The organism is Parabacteroides sp. Y3-G-102 (assembly GCF_023656845.1).
Lineage (GTDB): Bacteria > Bacteroidota > Bacteroidia > Bacteroidales > Tannerellaceae > Parabacteroides > Parabacteroides distasonis.
Genome location: NZ_JAMOKU010000001.1, coordinates 41,355 through 58,626 on the forward strand (window position 1 = coordinate 41,355; position 17,272 = coordinate 58,626).

General features: G+C 49.2%; 23 protein-coding genes. 3 read left to right on the forward strand and 20 right to left on the reverse strand.

Going from position 1 to position 17,272, the window contains the following annotated elements; translation table 11 throughout:
- Nucleotides 1-35: 35 nt before the first annotated feature.
- Complete coding sequence (locus tag NBH16_RS00260; RefSeq protein WP_005680476.1) at nt 36-542, forward strand: DUF3872 domain-containing protein; 507 nt, start codon at nt 36-38, stop codon at nt 540-542.
- Nucleotides 543-555: 13 nt separating this feature from the next.
- Complete coding sequence (locus NBH16_RS00265) at nt 556-1,071, forward strand: glycoside hydrolase family protein (protein WP_250787902.1); 516 nt, start codon at nt 556-558, stop codon at nt 1,069-1,071.
- Nucleotides 1,072-1,147: 76 nt separating this feature from the next.
- Here NBH16_RS00265 and NBH16_RS00270 read toward each other — a convergent pair whose 3' ends face one another.
- Together NBH16_RS00270 and NBH16_RS00275 are read right to left on the reverse strand one after the other, a co-directional pair.
- A complete protein-coding gene (locus tag NBH16_RS00270) occupies nt 1,148-2,074 on the reverse strand; it encodes a hypothetical protein (protein ID WP_004309368.1) in 927 nt (308 codons plus the stop codon).
- Nucleotides 2,075-2,118: 44 nt separating this feature from the next.
- Nucleotides 2,119-2,409 (reverse strand): DUF4120 family protein, encoded by a 291-nt coding sequence (locus NBH16_RS00275; RefSeq protein WP_250787903.1) that lies wholly within the window; start codon nt 2,407-2,409, stop codon nt 2,119-2,121.
- A gap of 318 nt (nt 2,410-2,727) precedes the next feature.
- On the opposite strand from NBH16_RS00275, the gene NBH16_RS00280 reads away from it, so the two are divergent.
- On the forward strand, nt 2,728-3,072 hold the full coding sequence (locus tag NBH16_RS00280; RefSeq protein WP_250787904.1) for a hypothetical protein: 345 nt from the start codon (nt 2,728-2,730) through the stop codon (nt 3,070-3,072).
- Nucleotides 3,073-3,127: 55 nt separating this feature from the next.
- On the opposite strand, the gene NBH16_RS00285 is transcribed toward NBH16_RS00280, so the two are convergent.
- The 18 genes from NBH16_RS00285 to NBH16_RS00370 all read right to left on the reverse strand — a co-directional run bounded on the left by NBH16_RS00285 (nt 3,128) and on the right by NBH16_RS00370 (nt 16,957).
- Nucleotides 3,128-3,841 (reverse strand): hypothetical protein, encoded by a 714-nt coding sequence (locus NBH16_RS00285; RefSeq protein ID WP_250787905.1) that lies wholly within the window; start codon nt 3,839-3,841, stop codon nt 3,128-3,130.
- A gap of 1 nt (nt 3,842) precedes the next feature.
- Nucleotides 3,843-4,544: a hypothetical protein gene (locus NBH16_RS00290; RefSeq protein ID WP_250787906.1), complete on the reverse strand. Its 702-nt coding sequence runs from the start codon at nt 4,542-4,544 to the stop codon at nt 3,843-3,845.
- A 10-nt stretch (nt 4,545-4,554) separates the two neighbouring features.
- Nucleotides 4,555-5,574, reverse strand: coding sequence for an LPD29 domain-containing protein (locus NBH16_RS00295; RefSeq protein ID WP_250787907.1), 1,020 nt, complete (start codon nt 5,572-5,574; stop codon nt 4,555-4,557).
- 13 nt (nt 5,575-5,587) lie between these two features.
- On the reverse strand, nt 5,588-5,797 hold the full coding sequence (locus tag NBH16_RS00300) for a hypothetical protein (protein ID WP_250787908.1): 210 nt from the start codon (nt 5,795-5,797) through the stop codon (nt 5,588-5,590).
- Nucleotides 5,773-6,072 carry a hypothetical protein gene (locus tag NBH16_RS00305; protein WP_250787909.1) on the reverse strand — a complete coding sequence of 100 codons (300 nt, stop codon included), beginning with the start codon at nt 6,070-6,072 and terminating at the stop codon, nt 5,773-5,775. The genes NBH16_RS00300 and NBH16_RS00305 overlap by 25 nt, the downstream gene beginning before the upstream one ends.
- Nucleotides 6,069-6,656: a hypothetical protein gene (locus NBH16_RS00310; protein ID WP_250787910.1), complete on the reverse strand. Its 588-nt coding sequence runs from the start codon at nt 6,654-6,656 to the stop codon at nt 6,069-6,071. The genes NBH16_RS00305 and NBH16_RS00310 overlap by 4 nt, the downstream gene beginning before the upstream one ends.
- Nucleotides 6,657-6,681: 25 nt before the next feature.
- Nucleotides 6,682-7,185: a DUF4313 domain-containing protein gene (locus NBH16_RS00315; protein ID WP_250787911.1), complete on the reverse strand. Its 504-nt coding sequence runs from the start codon at nt 7,183-7,185 to the stop codon at nt 6,682-6,684.
- Nucleotides 7,186-7,217: 32 nt separating this feature from the next.
- Nucleotides 7,218-8,150 carry a hypothetical protein gene (locus NBH16_RS00320; RefSeq protein ID WP_250787975.1) on the reverse strand — a complete coding sequence of 311 codons (933 nt, stop codon included), beginning with the start codon at nt 8,148-8,150 and terminating at the stop codon, nt 7,218-7,220.
- Between the two features lie 91 nt (nt 8,151-8,241).
- Entirely contained in the window at nt 8,242-8,529 is a 288-nt protein-coding gene (locus NBH16_RS00325) for a hypothetical protein (RefSeq protein ID WP_032577657.1), read from the reverse strand.
- A gap of 11 nt (nt 8,530-8,540) precedes the next feature.
- Nucleotides 8,541-8,855 carry a DUF8466 domain-containing protein gene (locus NBH16_RS00330; RefSeq protein WP_250787912.1) on the reverse strand — a complete coding sequence of 105 codons (315 nt, stop codon included), beginning with the start codon at nt 8,853-8,855 and terminating at the stop codon, nt 8,541-8,543.
- 12 nt (nt 8,856-8,867) lie between these two features.
- The gene (locus NBH16_RS00335; protein ID WP_250787913.1) at nt 8,868-9,365 is read right to left on the reverse strand and encodes a hypothetical protein; all 498 of its coding nucleotides are present in this window, start codon (nt 9,363-9,365) and stop codon (nt 8,868-8,870) included.
- 11 nt (nt 9,366-9,376) lie between these two features.
- Nucleotides 9,377-9,577, reverse strand: coding sequence for a hypothetical protein (locus tag NBH16_RS00340; RefSeq protein ID WP_250787914.1), 201 nt, complete (start codon nt 9,575-9,577; stop codon nt 9,377-9,379).
- Nucleotides 9,578-9,593: 16 nt separating this feature from the next.
- Complete coding sequence (locus tag NBH16_RS00345; RefSeq protein ID WP_250787915.1) at nt 9,594-12,596, reverse strand: N-6 DNA methylase; 3,003 nt, start codon at nt 12,594-12,596, stop codon at nt 9,594-9,596.
- A 79-nt stretch (nt 12,597-12,675) separates the two neighbouring features.
- Nucleotides 12,676-13,617, reverse strand: coding sequence for a hypothetical protein (locus NBH16_RS00350; protein WP_250787916.1), 942 nt, complete (start codon nt 13,615-13,617; stop codon nt 12,676-12,678).
- Nucleotides 13,618-13,635: 18 nt separating this feature from the next.
- Nucleotides 13,636-14,460, reverse strand: a complete 825-nt coding sequence (locus NBH16_RS00355; RefSeq protein ID WP_250787917.1) for a DUF4121 family protein — start codon at nt 14,458-14,460, stop codon at nt 13,636-13,638.
- Nucleotides 14,461-14,990: 530 nt separating this feature from the next.
- On the reverse strand, nt 14,991-15,572 hold the full coding sequence (locus NBH16_RS00360; protein ID WP_250787918.1) for an RteC domain-containing protein: 582 nt from the start codon (nt 15,570-15,572) through the stop codon (nt 14,991-14,993).
- Nucleotides 15,573-15,749: 177 nt separating this feature from the next.
- Complete coding sequence (locus NBH16_RS00365) at nt 15,750-16,298, reverse strand: HAD-IC family P-type ATPase (RefSeq protein ID WP_284705612.1); 549 nt, start codon at nt 16,296-16,298, stop codon at nt 15,750-15,752.
- Between the two features lie 146 nt (nt 16,299-16,444).
- On the reverse strand, nt 16,445-16,957 hold the full coding sequence (locus NBH16_RS00370) for an HAD-IC family P-type ATPase (protein ID WP_284705613.1): 513 nt from the start codon (nt 16,955-16,957) through the stop codon (nt 16,445-16,447).
- Nucleotides 16,958-17,272: the final 315 nt, after the last annotated feature.

Consider the following 17,272-nt stretch of genomic DNA (forward strand, 5'->3'; position numbering starts at 1 on the left):
AGAATTAAGTATAACGTATTAAAATCTGATTGAATATGAATGCATTGAATAAAAAAAGAGGATTGGTCGGAATGACGGCAATCCTGTTCCTGGGTCTGGTGGCTTGTCTGTTGTCCGCCTGCAATGATGAAGTGGATGTACAGCAGTCCTATCCGTTCAAGGTGGAGACCCTGCCTGTCCCCACACGTATTGTGAAAGGCGAGACGGTGGAAATACGGTGTGAACTCAAACGTGAGGGACGGTTTTCCGATGCCCGCTACACCATCCGATATTTCCAGCCGGACGGCAAGGGTACGCTCCGTATGGATGACGGGATGGTGCTGCTGCCCAATGACCGCTATCCCCTTGATAGGGAGGTGTTCAGGCTATACTACACTTCTGAAAGCGAGGACCAGCAGACGATAGACATCTATTTCGAGGACAATAGCGAACCGGCACAGCTTTGCCAATTGACTTTTGACTTCAACAACGAGACGGAGGACGAGGATTCCGTCGTGACTGCGGATAGTAAGGAATTGCCGGTCACAACAGTCAGACACTAAGCCGGTCCTGCCTATGATGAAGTTAAAAGCAATATGGTTTGCGGTGCTTTCCGCTGCGGTCTTTTTTTCAGGTATGCCTTCAAGGGCGGAGAATCCGGTAAAGGTAAGTCCGGACAAGTTCAGTCTTGCGGTCGAGTGTGTCAAGCGATTCGAGGGTTGGCATGGAGAGAAAAAGTATTGGCCTTATGTCGGGTGGGGTCACAAAGTTCTTCCCGGGGAGAGGTTTACCAACGGTATTACAAAAGCACAAGGCGATTCCATTCTGAGAGCAGACCTCCGTAAGTTGTGCCGCATGTTCAGTTATCTGGGACGTGATTCTTTGTTGGCAGCAGTCCTTTCATATAATGTGGGACCCTACAGATTAAAAGGATATGGGAAAAGACCGAAGAGCCGGCTGTTGAAGAAACTGGAGTCGGGCGACCGTAATATTTACAAGGAATATGTCTCTTTCAGGTGCTATAAAGGGAAAGTGGTTCCGAGCATTGAACGGAGAAGGAAGGTGGAATTCATGCTGCTTTTTGAAGAGTAAATGAAAAAGGGAGAACCTTTCAGTTGTTATCACTGTCAGGTTCTCCCTTATTTCTTTGGTTTGAGAAGCTTGCATGTCAGTTTACCTGAACGGCATCCTGTACTTCCAGCTCTTCCGGCAGACGGGAAAGCAGGAGTTCCGCCATGGCTCCGTTCTGTGGAATAAGGGCCGGGAAGTCTGTCTTTCCGGGCTTGTATATCTCTGTGGCTATATTGTATAATTCCCAAGCGGTAATCTGTCCTTTGCTCATGGCCAGTTTAAGCACCTCTTCCGTGAAGATGGAAATCTGTCCCTGGTTCAGTGGATAGGTTTCCACGGAGGATGAGAGGTCCCTGTCCGAACTGTCGTGGGAGACACGCAACGCGGTCAGCAGACCTATGTACATATAGATTTCCTCCATAGATATAATCCGGCGTTTCAACCGTTGTATGCGTTCGATGTCCTCGTTCATGTTCACCTCGAAATTGGCCAGCCAACCATCCACGGTTTCGAACACCTCTTCCGTCGAGACTTTCTTCTTGCCGTAATTGCAGACGCTTCGCTCGGGTGAAAGGATACACTGGTTATGACAGATTAGCACGCAGGGGCCTATGGCTGCCTGTATGCCGTCCTGGTGGTAGGCGATGACCAATGTCGTGGTCAGTTCGTCCGTCTCCCAATCCTTGATCCGGATGGTAGCGAAAATACGGCGCAGGATATGGGCTTCCACGGCTTTTTCGCCATGTGTCTGTTCAACCTGCGGGAGGATGCTCACTCCCGGCTGTGTCTTGTTCCTGTTCTGGGCAGCGAAGATTTCTTCCACCTCATAATCAAGATTGTATTTCTCGCAGATGTCCATCATGCGCCGGATGACCTGGTAATGGTAGATGCCCTGCACCGGATTGTTGTAGATGTCATTCTCTTTATAGGTGCGTTGAAGTGTCTCGAAGTTCATCACTTCAATTCCGTTTTTCTGGAAGTCAAACTGCTGTTGTCTTTCCATTACTGCCAATGTCGTTTCCATATTGAATTGAATTTTATAAAGTTAATACTGTCGTTTGTCTCTCATCAGGTGTGTATCTGCCATCCATGGAACGGCTGTAGTGTCACGGCGAAAGAACGGTCCGGTATTCCGTGATAGAGCAGGCCGCCCACGATGCCTGTCCTTCCATCGGGACAGCGTTGGGTGAAGCCGAACGAGTACGGGGCATGGTCATAGTAGAGTGAGATTTCGCTGGGACAGTCAGGATTTTCTTCCCAGCTTTTCAACCGTTCCAGACATTTTTGGAGCGAGGTGTCACCGATGGATTCTGCATAACGCTTTACATTCTCGAAATGTTCTTCATTCAGGATTTTCATGACTTTTGTATTTTATCTGTTTAACACGTCCGGCTCTGGGAGCCGGTATTTTTATTTCTCGCCTGCCTGACAGTCCCGTGGCCGTACCCGCAAGGTTTGGCGAAAGAAAATACCGCAGCGAAGCGAGGATGATTTTCTTTCAGCCAACCCCGAAGGGGCCTGACCTTGGCCGGGTACACCGGACACGGGACTACCTTTGCAGGGTGGGAAATAAAATACACGGTAGTGTGCTTTGCATGGGGCATGGCGATTATCTTCCTGATTTGTTCGCCATTGCCGGACAAATGCTGTATTTTTGCAATTTCTAATTTCAGGATCATGGAAAACTATATAAAGAAAGCGGCGGATGCTTTCCTTGTGGAGCGTCCGTATGGTATGCGTGTGGATTACAGGAAGAAAGGGTTCGTGCTGTTTAACCGCAACCTGAACGTATTGGGCAATGCGGAGCATGCCCGTCTGGAAGAATTGACTTTGGAGCGGTTCAATGTGGAGGAAATTCCGTTGGAGGGTGAAATTGTGGAAGAACATGCAGGATTTACCGATGTATTCTTCTACACCGATTTGACCAACCCCTATGCCGGATATGTGCTGAACCTGCAAAAGCTTAAAGCCTATAACCGGTTTATGTTTCCGCTGGCAATGGCGCTGAACCGTGAGTTGTGAGGCCAGAAAATGGCAGCGGTAACAGTTGCATGAAGCAGACCGTTACCGCCAGCATTTATTGTTTGCCCTCTTTTTCTGTTATGAACGCAAGATAGGCGGACACGGCCTTATGGCATCCGGTAAAGTCCGGAGTCCGGTGACCCTTGATTTTCCGGTAACTGATGGTTCCTTCCTTATTTATGCCCATAACATGCCTGTTGAATGTCCCTTTGGTTCTGATATGGATGTCAAAACCTTCCCTTCCGGTGATTTCAAGGAACATTCCTCCCGTGATCCGTTCCCCGTCCAGGAATTTCTGTTTCTGTTCATCGAGCAGCCGCTGATGTTGCTCTTCCCGCGCTCTACGCTCTTCCGCCTCTTTCTCCTCCTGTTCCCTGCGTTTCTGTTCCTGCTTCCTTTTGTACGCCTCACGGGCTTGCACCAAGGGGGTGGCGTCAAGTCCGAGAGCCTCGAACATGCGGACGGAGATCAACCTGACGAAGGCTCCTCTTTCCGCTCCCTGAAGCGTATCCGTGATCCAGTTCCTGCAATAGGCGGCGGCTTCCTCCCTGCGGTTTTCTCCGTTGAGGAACCGGCGTGAATACTGCCCGCTGGAAAAATAAACGTTTTCAATCCGGCAGGCCACATGGAAACAGTCATCGTCCTCATTCCCATATTCGTTCTTTCTAGACAGGGAGAGATATACATTCTCCGCGTACGGCTCCAGTTCCATATAAGGAGCCACGACGGTATTCCCGTCAGACTTGTACTTGAATACTTTTGCTTTCATACTATCGTTCAGTTTGTCGGTTGTTGCATATTTCATCTATGATCTCTTTCCCGCTTCTTTCACCCTTCAGGAAGGCAAGGAAGCGCCTCAAAAAGAGCCGGGCACAGTCAGTTCCCAGTTGGGAACTTTCACCGTCTTTGGTAGCGCATACCGCAAAACGCCCCAGTCCGAAACTGTCCTGTTGCGGTATGATGTGGTAAGACAAGTCCTCGCTTGCGTTGATGTGCAACCCACGACGGAAAACATAGAAAGTTTTCGGGATTCTTCTGTCGGTATCGATTTCCATACGCTTGTAACCGTGATGTTCCAATAACCGGACCAGTTCCCTGTTTGTCGGAATTGTATGTCCGATCCAGTCCGGCCAGCTTATATTTTCTAGTATGTGTCCGTAATTGTCATATAATATATTGAACAGATCCTGGTATTCATCGTAAAATTCCCCGCTCCCGTTGCACATTTCCTCCAACGCGATGCCGTTTTTACGGACAAGGGCAAGGTCGCCCAGTCCGCACGCGATTTCATTGAGCAGCGTGCGTTCCTCGTCCCTGTCCTTTGCCGTTCCGTAAATTCTAAGCTGGGAATACCGGTGTAGCGCCGAACGGGACGGCATATCCAGTTTTTCCCATATTCCATCGTCTCCTATAGCCTGTCTGGTGTTTTCCGGAAGTCCGTGCCACCACTTGTCCAAATTGTTTGTATCCATAATTTCTGAATCAGATTGTTTTCAAATTCTGTTTTGAGTACCATGCCTGATACGCGGCGGCATACTCCTGACGTTCCCGTTCCAGGGAATCTCTCATCTCAGGGGTGTACCCGAGCAGGCGGATGTATCCTCCGTTATAGCCGGTGAGTTCGCACCTTATTCCGGCTTCCTCCAGTTTGTCGATGCGTTTTTGGGCCATTTTTGCGCTTGAATATTCCTTCGGCCAAAAATAGAGTTCGCCCCGTGAGCCGAAACAGTCTTCCCCCAGAATTATTTCCCCGGCATACTTCCGGCTTTCGATGAAGCCGAAACGCACTTTGCCCAATGCCCGGTGCATTGCCTTGTGTGCCGGACCTTCCGGATGCTTGAATGCCTCCGGAAGGTCTTTGCTGCCGAGTCTGGGCGGTTCCACCTTATACGGCTGTTTGTAACTTCCGATTCCGAGCGTCAGGTAAAAGTTGGTGTGAAAATAGTCGGTCATAGGGTCACTGTCATCGAAATTGTACGACATGATGAAATCACAGATATTCATCATTACGTCTTTTGCCCTGTCCGTCAAGGATTTGTCTGAAGCGATATGATAGTGGTTAACATCACCTTGAACTTTCCCGGACTCTTTGGTGAACGCCTCGAAATCCGCTTTCATCAACCGGATATGGATGGAGTGGTAATTCTCCCGTCTGACAGAGAACTTGTATCCCAGATAGGTCTCCTTGAGCCATGCTCGTACCAGCGCCACGATTTCCGGGGCGTGCTGTCCCTTGTAATTGCGGCCTTTCCAGCGGTATTCGTTATACACGTACTCGGTGTATTCCTTTGCCGTGGCTCCCGAATAGTCATATTCATATCCGGTTGAAGTCGCGGTAATATCCGGTTTGTCTTTCCAAACGTCGAAGAGCCTTTCAAACTCGGTGTTTACCCGTTGCATGATTGCAGTGTCGCCACCCTTGTCCGGGTGGTGCTGCAATGCCAGTCGGCGGTATTCCTTCTTCAGGTCCGCCAATGAGTGTATGTTCTGAAAATAAGTCATAACCATAAGTTTTTTATGTCCCTGCGAGGCGGTTGATAAAATATTCCCGGTAGTCAAGGTCAAGACCGAGGTTGAGACAGGCCGTTTCCATGTCATCTTCCCTCAGGTCGTCTGCATCCTGCAATTCGCACAGGTACCGGATTTCAGAGTCCAGGTACTCCTGTGCTTCCGTTTGACTGCAACCGCATGAGCTGCTGATCAGACTGATAATGTTTCCTTGCATGCTGTTTGATTTTTTTGGTTACTGTTCCTGTTTCTGAAGCGTCGTCCGTCATATATCGAGACGGCCCGTTCCACCAGAACCCTGCGGTTGTCTTCCGAGAGTTCCAGGTAGAACCGTTCCGCCGCGCCGAATGTGCCCTTGTCTGTCGCCACGCACCATTTTTTCCAGAAATGTGGGTACATGCCGCCATACACGGCTTTGCATTCCTCCTCGCTCCAGGCGTTCCACATGTAGTAGAAGAAACTGGAGACGGTATTTTCCGCTTGATATTTCATGATTTTTCAGTTTGAAGTTCTACATCTTCGGTATCTTCCAACTGATGCCATATGACATCATACATTTCATAAAGCCAGTCGATATTCCTTGCTCCAAGATCAAACCGGCTGTGGCATTCCACTTCATAAGCGCCTTCTTTTTCTTCGGCAATGACAATCAGGGCGCCTGCCGTTACCCGGAGTCCTGTCACCCTGCACTCATAAGGGTCTCCGTTCTCGTTGAACCATACCACCCAGACCGGATCATAATCCTCTTCCGGAAACCGTATCGCGTTCATGGCATGGTCGTGAAGCAACTGCCGTATCGCGTCAATGATATCCTTTCGCAATTTCTCGATCCTGTCTCCAAACAGTGACACGGGGGATTTTCCGCCTTTCCGGTTTATGGAGAGAATTTCCATGTCGGGATGGCAGCCGAAATCCCAGTCCGTCACTTCATCGTCATCCCGTGTTGTGTGGATATTGCCGCCCAATACCAGACCGCAGTCTTCCTCTACCATTCTTTGTGCTTCTTCGCGGTCCCCTGCCGCTACCGTGTAAGTACCCTCGAAGGCGTATCTTACCTTTACTTCATATTTTGCCATAATTCCTATAATTTGGTTGTTGATGTTACATGATTGATTGTTGTCCCGATTCCTCGAAGGATACCGGTGATATCCGGTACAGTTCGGGAAGGTTCAGTTTTACCATCGGGTATTCCACCCATCCGCTCCTGCGCCTGTAACCCGTATCTCCGGCAAGATTGTATCTTATGAGAAAGTCCATCGCTTCCGGATTGTTGTTGATGTCAACAAATGCCCTTTCGGGAATCCCGAAAGCCGGAAAATCCTCCAGGTTGACGGTCAGTACCGTATAGGCTTCCCCGGTCTTCGGTACTTCCAGGCTCAAGGCAAGCCAGCCGTTCGGATAAAAACCAGGGACAAGTTTCAATTTCCTTTTATGGTATGGATATGTATTGCCATGCCGGTTCTGACCGGAATCCATGATTTCGAAATCTTCTTCGCCCTCGGTAAATGACCGCATCGGGCAGGATACATCATAATAGCAGCCGTCTTCGTGACAGCACAGGTATTCCTTTCCTTCGGAGAGGATGATGACATATTTCTTTTTCATGACTTTATGGTTTTAATGGTGGATACTTGATTTTATGAGGCGACAAGGCTTATCCTCTCACTGAAAAAGGAGTCGTCCACCCCATATACATGCCGGACCGAACAGTCATTGTTGGACCGTTCGTTATCCAGACAGAAACGGAAACCGTGATAATCTTTCACTTCCAGTTTCAGCTTTACATCTTTCTTCAACTCCATTTCAAGCAGGCTTCCACCACCATACGTCGAACTGAAAAGTCCGCAGCAGTTCCCTTTGGGTATGATGACTTCTTTCAGAGAGAAACCGGCATCGTACAAATCTTTCAGGCTTACCCTGCCGATATATGTCAGCAGGTTCGCCCCGCAGCAGGAGTTGATAAGCTCCTCGTAGAATTGTTCGTAGGAAACCTGCTCCTTGCCGTTCCGGTTCTTACGGTTCGGGAAACGCCCGTAAGCCCTGTAGCCATGCTCTGTCAGGATTTTCTTTACTCTCGCCGGATTGAGGTTCAGGCTGTCCACCATATCCCCGAAGTAGGATTCCTCGTACCTATAACCGCCTTGAGATTCAAACCAGTTGGAGTTGATGCAGTCATAGTTGGAAAGCATCTCCACACGGATAGGAATGTCGTCCGTGTGCCTTATCAATTCCTTCACCACGTCCGAATCGTTGCGGTTGTAAATCTCGTCACGGATTTCATCTTCGTGCTCATCGAAGAAGTCATCCACCTCTTCTTCGTCAAAGTCATAGAATACGGTACATTCCTCTTTCAGTTTCGCAATAATCTCACGGACAGCCTCCCATTCGGCATCGCTGTACCACTCGTCTGCCTTTTCCCACAAATGTTCGCAGCTCTTGCTGTCAAGGCATTTTTGAATCAGTCCGCGATGGTTGTCAAGGTTGTCATTGTAGTCCGTCCATATCAGCGTATAGGCCGGTTCCATCAGGGATTTGATGAAATCCAATGTCAATGTTTTCTGTTCATCCATTTTGTTACCTGTGTACGGCAGGATTCCTTTTCCCGTACATACCGTTATAAATGACGGAAGCGACCTTCCGGTCGCCTCCTTATTACTCTCGTTATCCATACAGTTCCTTCACGATCTTGTCATATATTTCCTTTGCCATTTCCGTATTCCGGTTGAAGTGGAAATAAGCCGTGTATCTGTATCCTGTTCTTGGCACTCCTCCGCACTGCCGTATCGCCATGTCTATGTCCCAGTCGATATCACCTATGCCGAGCGATATGCTTGCGTTCTGCAACATGCACCGGGCAAGTTTCAATGCGGAATCCTTCTTGTCTTCCTTGCGCAGCCTGTCGAAAGCCATCAGCGCGATCTCCCTGTTTGCTATCGTTATCGTATCCATGACCGTCATTTTCAGTTCAATGCGAGTGAGTCTCTTTTCCTGTCACGGCTTGCCAGCATCCCGAAATGGATGCTGAATATACGCCGGCTGAAGCAGATCGGGGAATTGTATTCCACCCGTTGCCACAGGGTAAAGTGGTTGTCGGAGAATGACCATCTGAAATATCCTGACAACGAGCCGAATTGCGGATTGGCATTCCTGTTTATCAGGAACCTGTTCACATCCACGATGTGCCCTGCCGTCAGGAGAATGTTCAGTATCTCCACAAACGCCATTTGCGAATAGGGGTCAACCGGCATTACCGGTCCTTTGAAGTTGATTTCCATCTTGTATATGTTTTAATCGTAATTGTCATCGAATATCTCGAAGCGGGGAATGCCCGTGTCGAAATAATTGTTTGATATGCCCGGGTAGTACAGCAGGCTGTCATCCCCACTGTCCGGGCAAGGCTCATCGTCGGTATAGGTCGCATTTCCATAAAGTTCGATATAGTGCGCCACCAACAGGTGTGGGTCTTCCGTACCGATGTCATGCCCGTAACGGTCACACCAGTCGAAAAAACAATCCTTGTCGGGTTCCTCCAGCTGTTCCATCGCCTCCCTTATCTCGAAGAAGTTGGAACACAGCCATTCCCGGTTGATGAGCAGGTCCGGGATCTCCTCCCATCTCGTGTACCTGTATTCCGGTGTTTCCTCTTCGGGAAACAGTTCGGAGCAGGTGCACAGGAATTCCCCCATGTCGCCGAAGTCGGACATTTGCAGCAGGTTGTCTTTTTCCTGCCCCATGTCCATGAGATGCTGCGTGGTCACTGCCACTTCCGCCTGATTCAAGTCCATGATATTCTTCATTATAGTTTATGATGCGGAACCGGGGATTTCATTCCACAGGCTCCAAAAGGTCCGCACCCCGGCAGTGCAGGGTTTTTCGGGGAAATACCGGAGCCCCCGGCGAGGATGATTTTCCCGAAAACCGCTTGCGGCATGACCTTGCCCTGCCGGCAAGGGGGCGGGCTACCTTTGCCTGTGGAATGGAATCTGCGGTTTCTCATTTGTTTTTCCATCTTGTCAGTTCATTATGCGCTGGCTTCCCCAGCTGATGTGTATCCTGCCTTCGCTGTCACACTCCCTGACCAGCAGGCTCTCGATAACGGACATGGTGACGTCGAACTCCTCGAAGATTTCCGACTGTTCCTTTACTTCACCCGTCTTGATGAACTCGTTCAGCCGCTCTTTGGTAAGCACCAGAGCCATAAGGTTCTGCTCCACGGAGTCCTTGTAGGTGACATAATGCACGTCCTTCAGTTCTTTGGAGTCGAGACGGATGAAACGGAAGTAGAACTGCTCCATCTTAGGGATGTTCCATTGCAGGGATTCAAGTATCACGTCGTTGCAGGTGGGTATGTTCACCGAACTGCTCAGGCTCTGCTGCGTGCAGACCAGTATGCCGTTGATGGTGGAATCGAACTCCGTCACGATGCTTTGCCGTTTCTTGAACGCCACGTCGCCCTTGACCACGAATACGGGACGGTCAGGAAAACATTCGCGGAGACGCTTCTCGTAAAGGTCGAATGCGGCTATGGACGTGCAGCCGACAGCCACCTTGCCGGGTATCTTGTGCACCAGCCTCTCGATGTACCTTGTCTTGTTCGGAATCCCGTCGCCGGAATAGCCATCTATCAGGTGTGGGACGGAGCAGGCCTTGATGAGCAGCTTGATCTGGCGCATCAGCCTCAGCCCCGCATCTTTCTTCGCATCCCCCGTGCTATTGTAATACAACTCGCAGATGCGGCAGAACTCCTCGATGATGACACGGTAAACCTCACGCTCGCCGTCGGACGGGCTGACGGTATGTGTCCATATCTTGTATTTCTCTCCGGCAAAGTCCCTGAACTTGCGTGTAATGACGGTCTTGCCGATAAGCCCGGCCAGTTCCTCCTTGTTATAGACATCCTGGTTCTGCTTCTCAATGCCGAACACGGTGGATTTCCCCGGACAGTGGCAGGCCCGGAAAAGCACATGCCCCCTGAAGGCAGGGAACGGCTCGCCATAGTGCGGGTTGTTTTCTTCCTCTATCTCTTTGTCCCTGTTCTCGTGGTACACTCTGCCGCTCCAGCAAATCATGTTTATGGAGTTGTTATACAGCAGCTCGAACTGGCTGTACAGTTCAGAGATGTTGTTACGTGTGGTCGTACCGGTGTCGAGTATCTTGTATTTGAGGCGGCGGAAGAGACCAAGGATATGCCTTGTACGTTGTGACGACGGGTTGGTTATCTCGTCCGACTCGTCGAAAACAAGGCACAGTTTTCTTGAACTGCGTTTGACAAACCTTGCCAGCCCCCGTTTCAGTTTTCCGAGCATGGAGGTGGAGAGCACAAGGAATACGCCTACCGGTACGGTTTCAAGGTCGGCATTGCTCCTTACCACCCGGAACTGTTCCCTGTTTATCGAGAGAAAGGGTATCCATGTCATATTGGTGGCGATGGCGGGAGCCAGTATGATGACATTCCGTACTTTGCGGAATTTGAGCAGGTATTTGGCACGGTGGTACACGGCGGCTGTCTTGCCCGAGCCTTGCTGCCAGTTCAGCAGCGCGTGGCGTTTCTGCAAGACGAGGTTCAGGTCATGTTTCTGGAGCGTGGTGAACTCGCAGGTCTCGCCGTCCTTGTTGATGAATGCACACCGGTCCAGGCATTCTTTCAACCTGCCATCTTCCTCCATTTCCGAGAACTGCCTGTTCTGCATTTCATACTCTCTCCGCTTGCGTCGTATCAGTTTTTCCGCCGCACGGATTTGACGCATGTTCTTTTCTGTCGGCACTTCCGGCATGGGCAGTTCGGCACGTTCCAGCACGAGGTCGTTGATACTCGCCGCCTTGTGCGGAACTTTGTCAAGGAGTCGCGAGGCATATTGTTTCAGTTTGAATCCGTATGAGGTCTTCACCAATGCCACTTCCTTGCGAGGTACGGTATTTTGCGAGGTGATGTATCTGCGGATGACGGCAAGCACTTTCTTCGGGGTCAGCTTGTTCTTCTCCCATTGGCTTACCTGCTCCCGTGTGGCGTTCTCAGGCGGTTTCTGGTTACGGAACTTCGTGACCAACGCTTCCGCCTTGTCTATATGCTTGTTCAATTTGGCGTGCGCTTTCAGTTCGTACAGGTACTTGGCAAGTTTGTACTCGAACAGCTCAAGTTCTTCCTTGTCGATCCGGTTGGTTTCGCGCATCAGGTCGAAACGCAACCGGTGTTTCATCGTCCTTGCCTCGCCGATGCGCTTTTTCAGCTCGTCCGCCGTTATGAATTCCTCCGCATTGTAAGCCTGCATCTCGATGTGGGCCGATTTACGGAGAAATACCATGATTTTCGTATTGAAGTCATGGACTCCGACTGCGGCAAAGGCTGACGGGGCCAGCTTCGTCTGACCGACAAAGGAGAAATTACTGTTTATGCCGGCTATCCGTGTCTTTTCCCAGAATCCGCTCTGCATGAAAGAGCCAGGCACGATTATCATCAGGATTCCTGCCGGATTAAGCACATTGTAAGCCTTGTCCATATAGTATTCCTGCGACAGTTTGTAGTCGAACTTCAGGTTGAAAGGAGGATTGCCGATGACAACATCGAAGCGTTGTTCCGGATAGTATTGCCGGAGGTCGCATTTCTCGATATGTGCATCAGGATAGAGGTATCGTGCCACGGAAACGGCCTTGCCGTCTATGTCGAAGCCGTAGGCATTATGCAGGTTGGGCAGGTGGTTGAAGAAATTGCCCATGCCGCAGCACATGTCAAGTATCATTTCCGAGGAGGTGGGAGAAAGCATATCCGCCATGTCCCGGCATACTTCATGCGGGGTGAAGAACTGTCCCATCTCGGACTCCTTCTTCGCTTCGGCGTACTCGTGGTAATTGGCAAAATCGGACTGCCTGAGGTTGTGCAGTCCTCCGATGCCGGTGTAGCAGTTGTAGATGCTCTCCGCCGGAATGAGGCCCTTGCCGGAGTCTATGGCGAAAAGTATCTTTTCGTTGACCTCGGCACGCATACCTTGCGGTATCTGTTGGGGGATGATGGCATACATGGCTTTATCTGTTTATCGTTAAAAATGAAAACACCCCGCAAGGGTTGCCTTACGGGGTGCTGTATGAATCTTATCATGGTCAGTTCTCTCTTAGGGTGATTTCATCCAGACGCAGACGCTTGAAACAACTCTCGGCTGCCGCATTGTCCTTGAACCGGACATCGATGCGTCCGTTCTTGTAGAACCGGATCTGCTCGGCATTGGTGGTCGTGAGGTCGTACCAGTCGGTGACGGAAACGTCATTGTCATCGAAACGGATGATCATCTTTGAATTCCCGTTCAGTATGTCGTCCGCACCGTAGGCGATACCGGCACACAGGGTTTCCAGTTCTCCGCCATAGTTGTAACTGATTTTGCACCTGTTGTTGTATTGTATGTAATAATCGTCGAAACGGATGATTTCGGGAAATACAATCCTGTCCTTCTTCAGCTCCGTCTTGACTTTACTCCAGCAGGAAGGTTTGACGACTCTGGCAACCCTGGCAAGAAGTTCCTCCACCGCCGTTTCCCGGAAACTCTTGCCACCCAAGTGTTCGATAACCACATCTACATATGTCTCATAGACAGGACGAGAGCCCATCTGAAGGGCCTTTTCGTCTATTTTATATTCAGGGACCGACACGTTGTAAGTCCTGTTGAAATAAGAAATGATGCGGCCCGCAAAGTTCGCATTGGCGTTGCGGTTCTTATCCACCAGGTCATTGATCAGGTCGAACGGCTTGAACTCGTTGTGAGAATAGTCGTCCCTGTCGTTATGGTAAGTATAGAAATCCCGCATGGACACCTTGCCGTTCTCCTCGTAATGGAACTTGCGCTCGGCTTGGTACTGTTCTGCCTCCTCCTTGAAGACGGCGTACCAACGGTCAATCTGGTCGAGTGTCTTATAAAGCAGGTCTTGCTGCGTCTGGCAATAAATCCGGTCCTGCTCTGTAATCTTGTCCTCGTTTCTCACTTGCACGCTCATAATACCGGAAAGCAGGTCGGGAGCGTTGCCGGCCTTGGTTACTGTTGTCGTTTGCATATCTGTTTGGGGTAAATGTTAAAAATTATCCGGTTTGATTCGGTAGAAGCAGGTGATGTGATTTTCCATGTCCTTGACTATCTTGACCTGTTCGGGATAGAAGTTGAGCCTGCGCTCTGTGACCGGAGCATCTATCTTTTCCCATTCGGCGGAAGGCAGGAACACATATTCCCGACGGAAACACCATAACACGATTTGATTTTCCCAATTTCCCTTGAACACCGTTCCTTCATAGTCGTTCAGGAACTGCCGGAACTCGGCTTCATCCCGGAAAGCGATTTCAAATCCTTGATAAAGATTGCCATTTTCCGATTCCTCCCTTTTGTTCAGATAAAACTTCCGATAGGTTTCGGTAGAGAAGTCACCATACCTAGGATTGGGTTCGGCATAGAACCATAACGGTACCTTAGCAAGGAATGTCACCGAACCGTTGGCGCAAGCACCGCAATGCCCCCAGTCCTTGAACGCGCCTTCCGTCCATTTCAGGAATTTCAAGTCTGTCGGATTTACTGAGTGGAATGCACCTCCGCTGACACTCAGACGGATGTTTCCATCTTCTTTCCACACGAACGGCACATGCGGCTGTTCACATACGGAAAGGCATCCTTCTTTTGCGCTCCTGCTATCAATAAGGGCGTGCCCGTAATAGTCCCCATGTTCGGTTACATATACTAGCCTGTCGCCGATTTGCGGTGTGACTTCCGAGCGTGTCCGCTCGATGAGTTGTACATAAGTGTTGGCCATATCCACATCTTCCTGCGTCAGCCAATGTTCATGATCATAGGAAACATTCAATTCCTTGAGCTTTTCGATACTGTACTTGTTCTTTGCCAGCTGTGACATAACATCTTATTTTTTGTTAGTCCGGCTTTTCGGGGCCGGAGTTCCCGAAACTACAGGCTTTAAAAGGTCGTGTCCCGTACATGCAAGGTTGGCGGGAAAAATACCGCAAGCCCTCCGGGCGAGGATGATTTTTCCACGATACCCGAGGGGCTTGACCTTGCTTGTACGAATAGGACACGAGTTACCTTTGCCTGTGAGTTACGGGGACTCGGCTACGGAAGTACTTTCAACATGGATTATTTCATAAAATTTGGACCGGATATTGTCGGTCTTTGCAGAAAAAATACTATCTTTGTATTGATAAAAAACTTTCATGTATCTATCTGAATGACAGAGTAAAGCAGAAAGGAAGAAAGTTGTCGGTAACGATTTAGCGACCTTGTAACTGCGCTGAACTGCTGCACTTTGCAACTCGTCGAACAACTCTATGCCAATGTAGTGATTTTTGGGGAAATTGCAAAACAAACAAATGGGAATCGTAGAGTTTATGTGCAAAATGCGAACAGAACTTTCTATCCGCATTATTTTAATCAGCGCCGCCGCTCTCGTTCCTTTTCATCGTCACGTTGCATCCGTAGGTTCAAACGCTTGCGCAACTTGTCGAGAAAATAGGTGCGGCTTTCGCCTTTGCGACGTTTAATATCTGTATAAGCGTCGTAAAGACTTCGCGCATCGAGACGAATACCGAATATTCCACCGAAAAATCCGGCCAGTTCGTTCATGGCTGTTTCTCCGTCGTCGATACGCTTCATCTCGTGCAAGGCGTATATCAACTCGATTAGCTCAGCGGTAGCTCCCGTCCAACGACGGTTGCTCGAAGGATAAGTGTCGCTGTAATGGCTCAATATATCCAGTTCAGTGTCGATATATCCGATAACGATATGCAGGAAGCGAATCCGGGCACGGTTCTCCTCCGTGTCCTCTTTCGGAACGGATTCGCATAATACGTGCAGGCGGATACGCACATAGCGTAAGATGCGAAAAACAGTTTTTTGGTTGTTCTCCCCGTCACAAAAAGAACGGAGCATGTTATCGAAATCCCAGAGCAAGTCTTCCGAAACGATTTTGATGGCAGATTCTACCAAACGATCCGCTGTTATATGGTGTGTCATAAATGTTCGTCTTTAATAAGTAAATAAATTGGTTCCTCCGAGTTTATTGAGGTGAGAATCGGAGGAGATTTATTTCTTATAAAGCGAACATATTTTCGCCATTTAAATCAATATCTATAACCAATCAAATATCTACAAGACGATATATCCGTTAATGTCATAAACCCTAATTTGCATTTACAATTTTCTATCATATAACAACGCTGCATTCAAGACCACCAACACCGATCCAGCATTGTGTACCAATGCTCCCGTGATGGGGTTAAGCAATCCCAATACGGAAAGTGTTATGGTAACGAAGTTGATAGCCATCGAAAGTGAGATATTGATTTTGATGGATTTAATGACCACATTCGACAGCCGTTTCAGATAAGGGATTTTGGCAATGTCATCGCCCATTAAGGTGATGTCGGCAGATTCGACGGCGATGTCGCTGCCCATGCTGCCCATTGCCACACCCACATCGGCTGTTTTCAGGGCGGGCACGTCATTTACTCCGTCGCCTATCATGCACACTGTTTTTGCTTGGCATTGCAAGTCCGTGATGGCCGAAACCTTTTCCGCCGGCAACAGCTCCGCCCGAATATTTTTTACTTCGATTTGCTTGGCCAGATAATCGGCTGCCAGTCTGTTGTCGCCAGTCAGTACCACCACTTCCACGCCCATGCGTTCCAGTTCCGCTATCATATCTTTTGCGTCGGGGCGGATGGTAATCGGAAAGTGCAATAAGTCCCACGCATGTCGAACCGACTGCGGTCAGGACAGCGGCTTTCCCTTCGTTGCGCAAGGTATCGAGAACAAGCAGTATCCGGTTGTCGAGCGCAATGCCGCGTTCGTCCAGAAAATCACTCTTGCCGCATAACACCTGCCGTCTATTCCGCTTCGATTCCTTTTCCGGGATACATGCGGAAATTCTCCGTGTCGGTCAGTTCTTCGCTTCTGCCGAGCAGATATTTTACGATGGCTTTTCCGAGAGGATGTTCGGAATGGGATTCCGACGATGCCGTCCAATGCAGTATTTCATCTTCATCCATATCGGGGACAAAGCTGATTACGTTACAGACTGTTAGGTTGCCCTCGGTAAGTGTTCCAGTTTTGTCGAACGTGATGCAATCGACCTTGCCCATACGCTCCAACGCCTCTCCCGATTTTATCAGAACACCGTATTTTGTCGCCTGACCGATGCCTGCAATGGTCGATACGGGTGTAGCCAAAGCCAGTGCACACGGGCAGAAAACGACCAGCACCGTTACCGCACGTTCCAAATCTCCCGTAATGAAATAGGCGGCAACCGCTATCAGCAGGGCAATAGGGACGAGCCATGTCGCCCATTTGTCCACAATACGCTGCATCGGAGCCTTGTTATTTTCCGATTCTCTGACCAATTTATCATTTTCTGCAAGGACGAATCTTCACCTACTTTGGTCGCACGAATATCGACCGAGCCCATTCTATGATTATGGCAATCCCCACATCGTCTTTTCCGAAATTGTCGATAGCATAGAGAAACACGGAACTCTACTTATTGCTAACACTAACTTGACTTTGGAAGAAATCAAAACCAAATACGGACTTCGCACCTTTGATCGTCTGAGAGCTAATATGTAAGTTGTGGTTATTCGGGAAAAGTCGTTAAGGGGAAAGTATGAGAAGTGTTTTTGAATTATATAGTATAAATTTGCCTAAAACACAAAGAATCG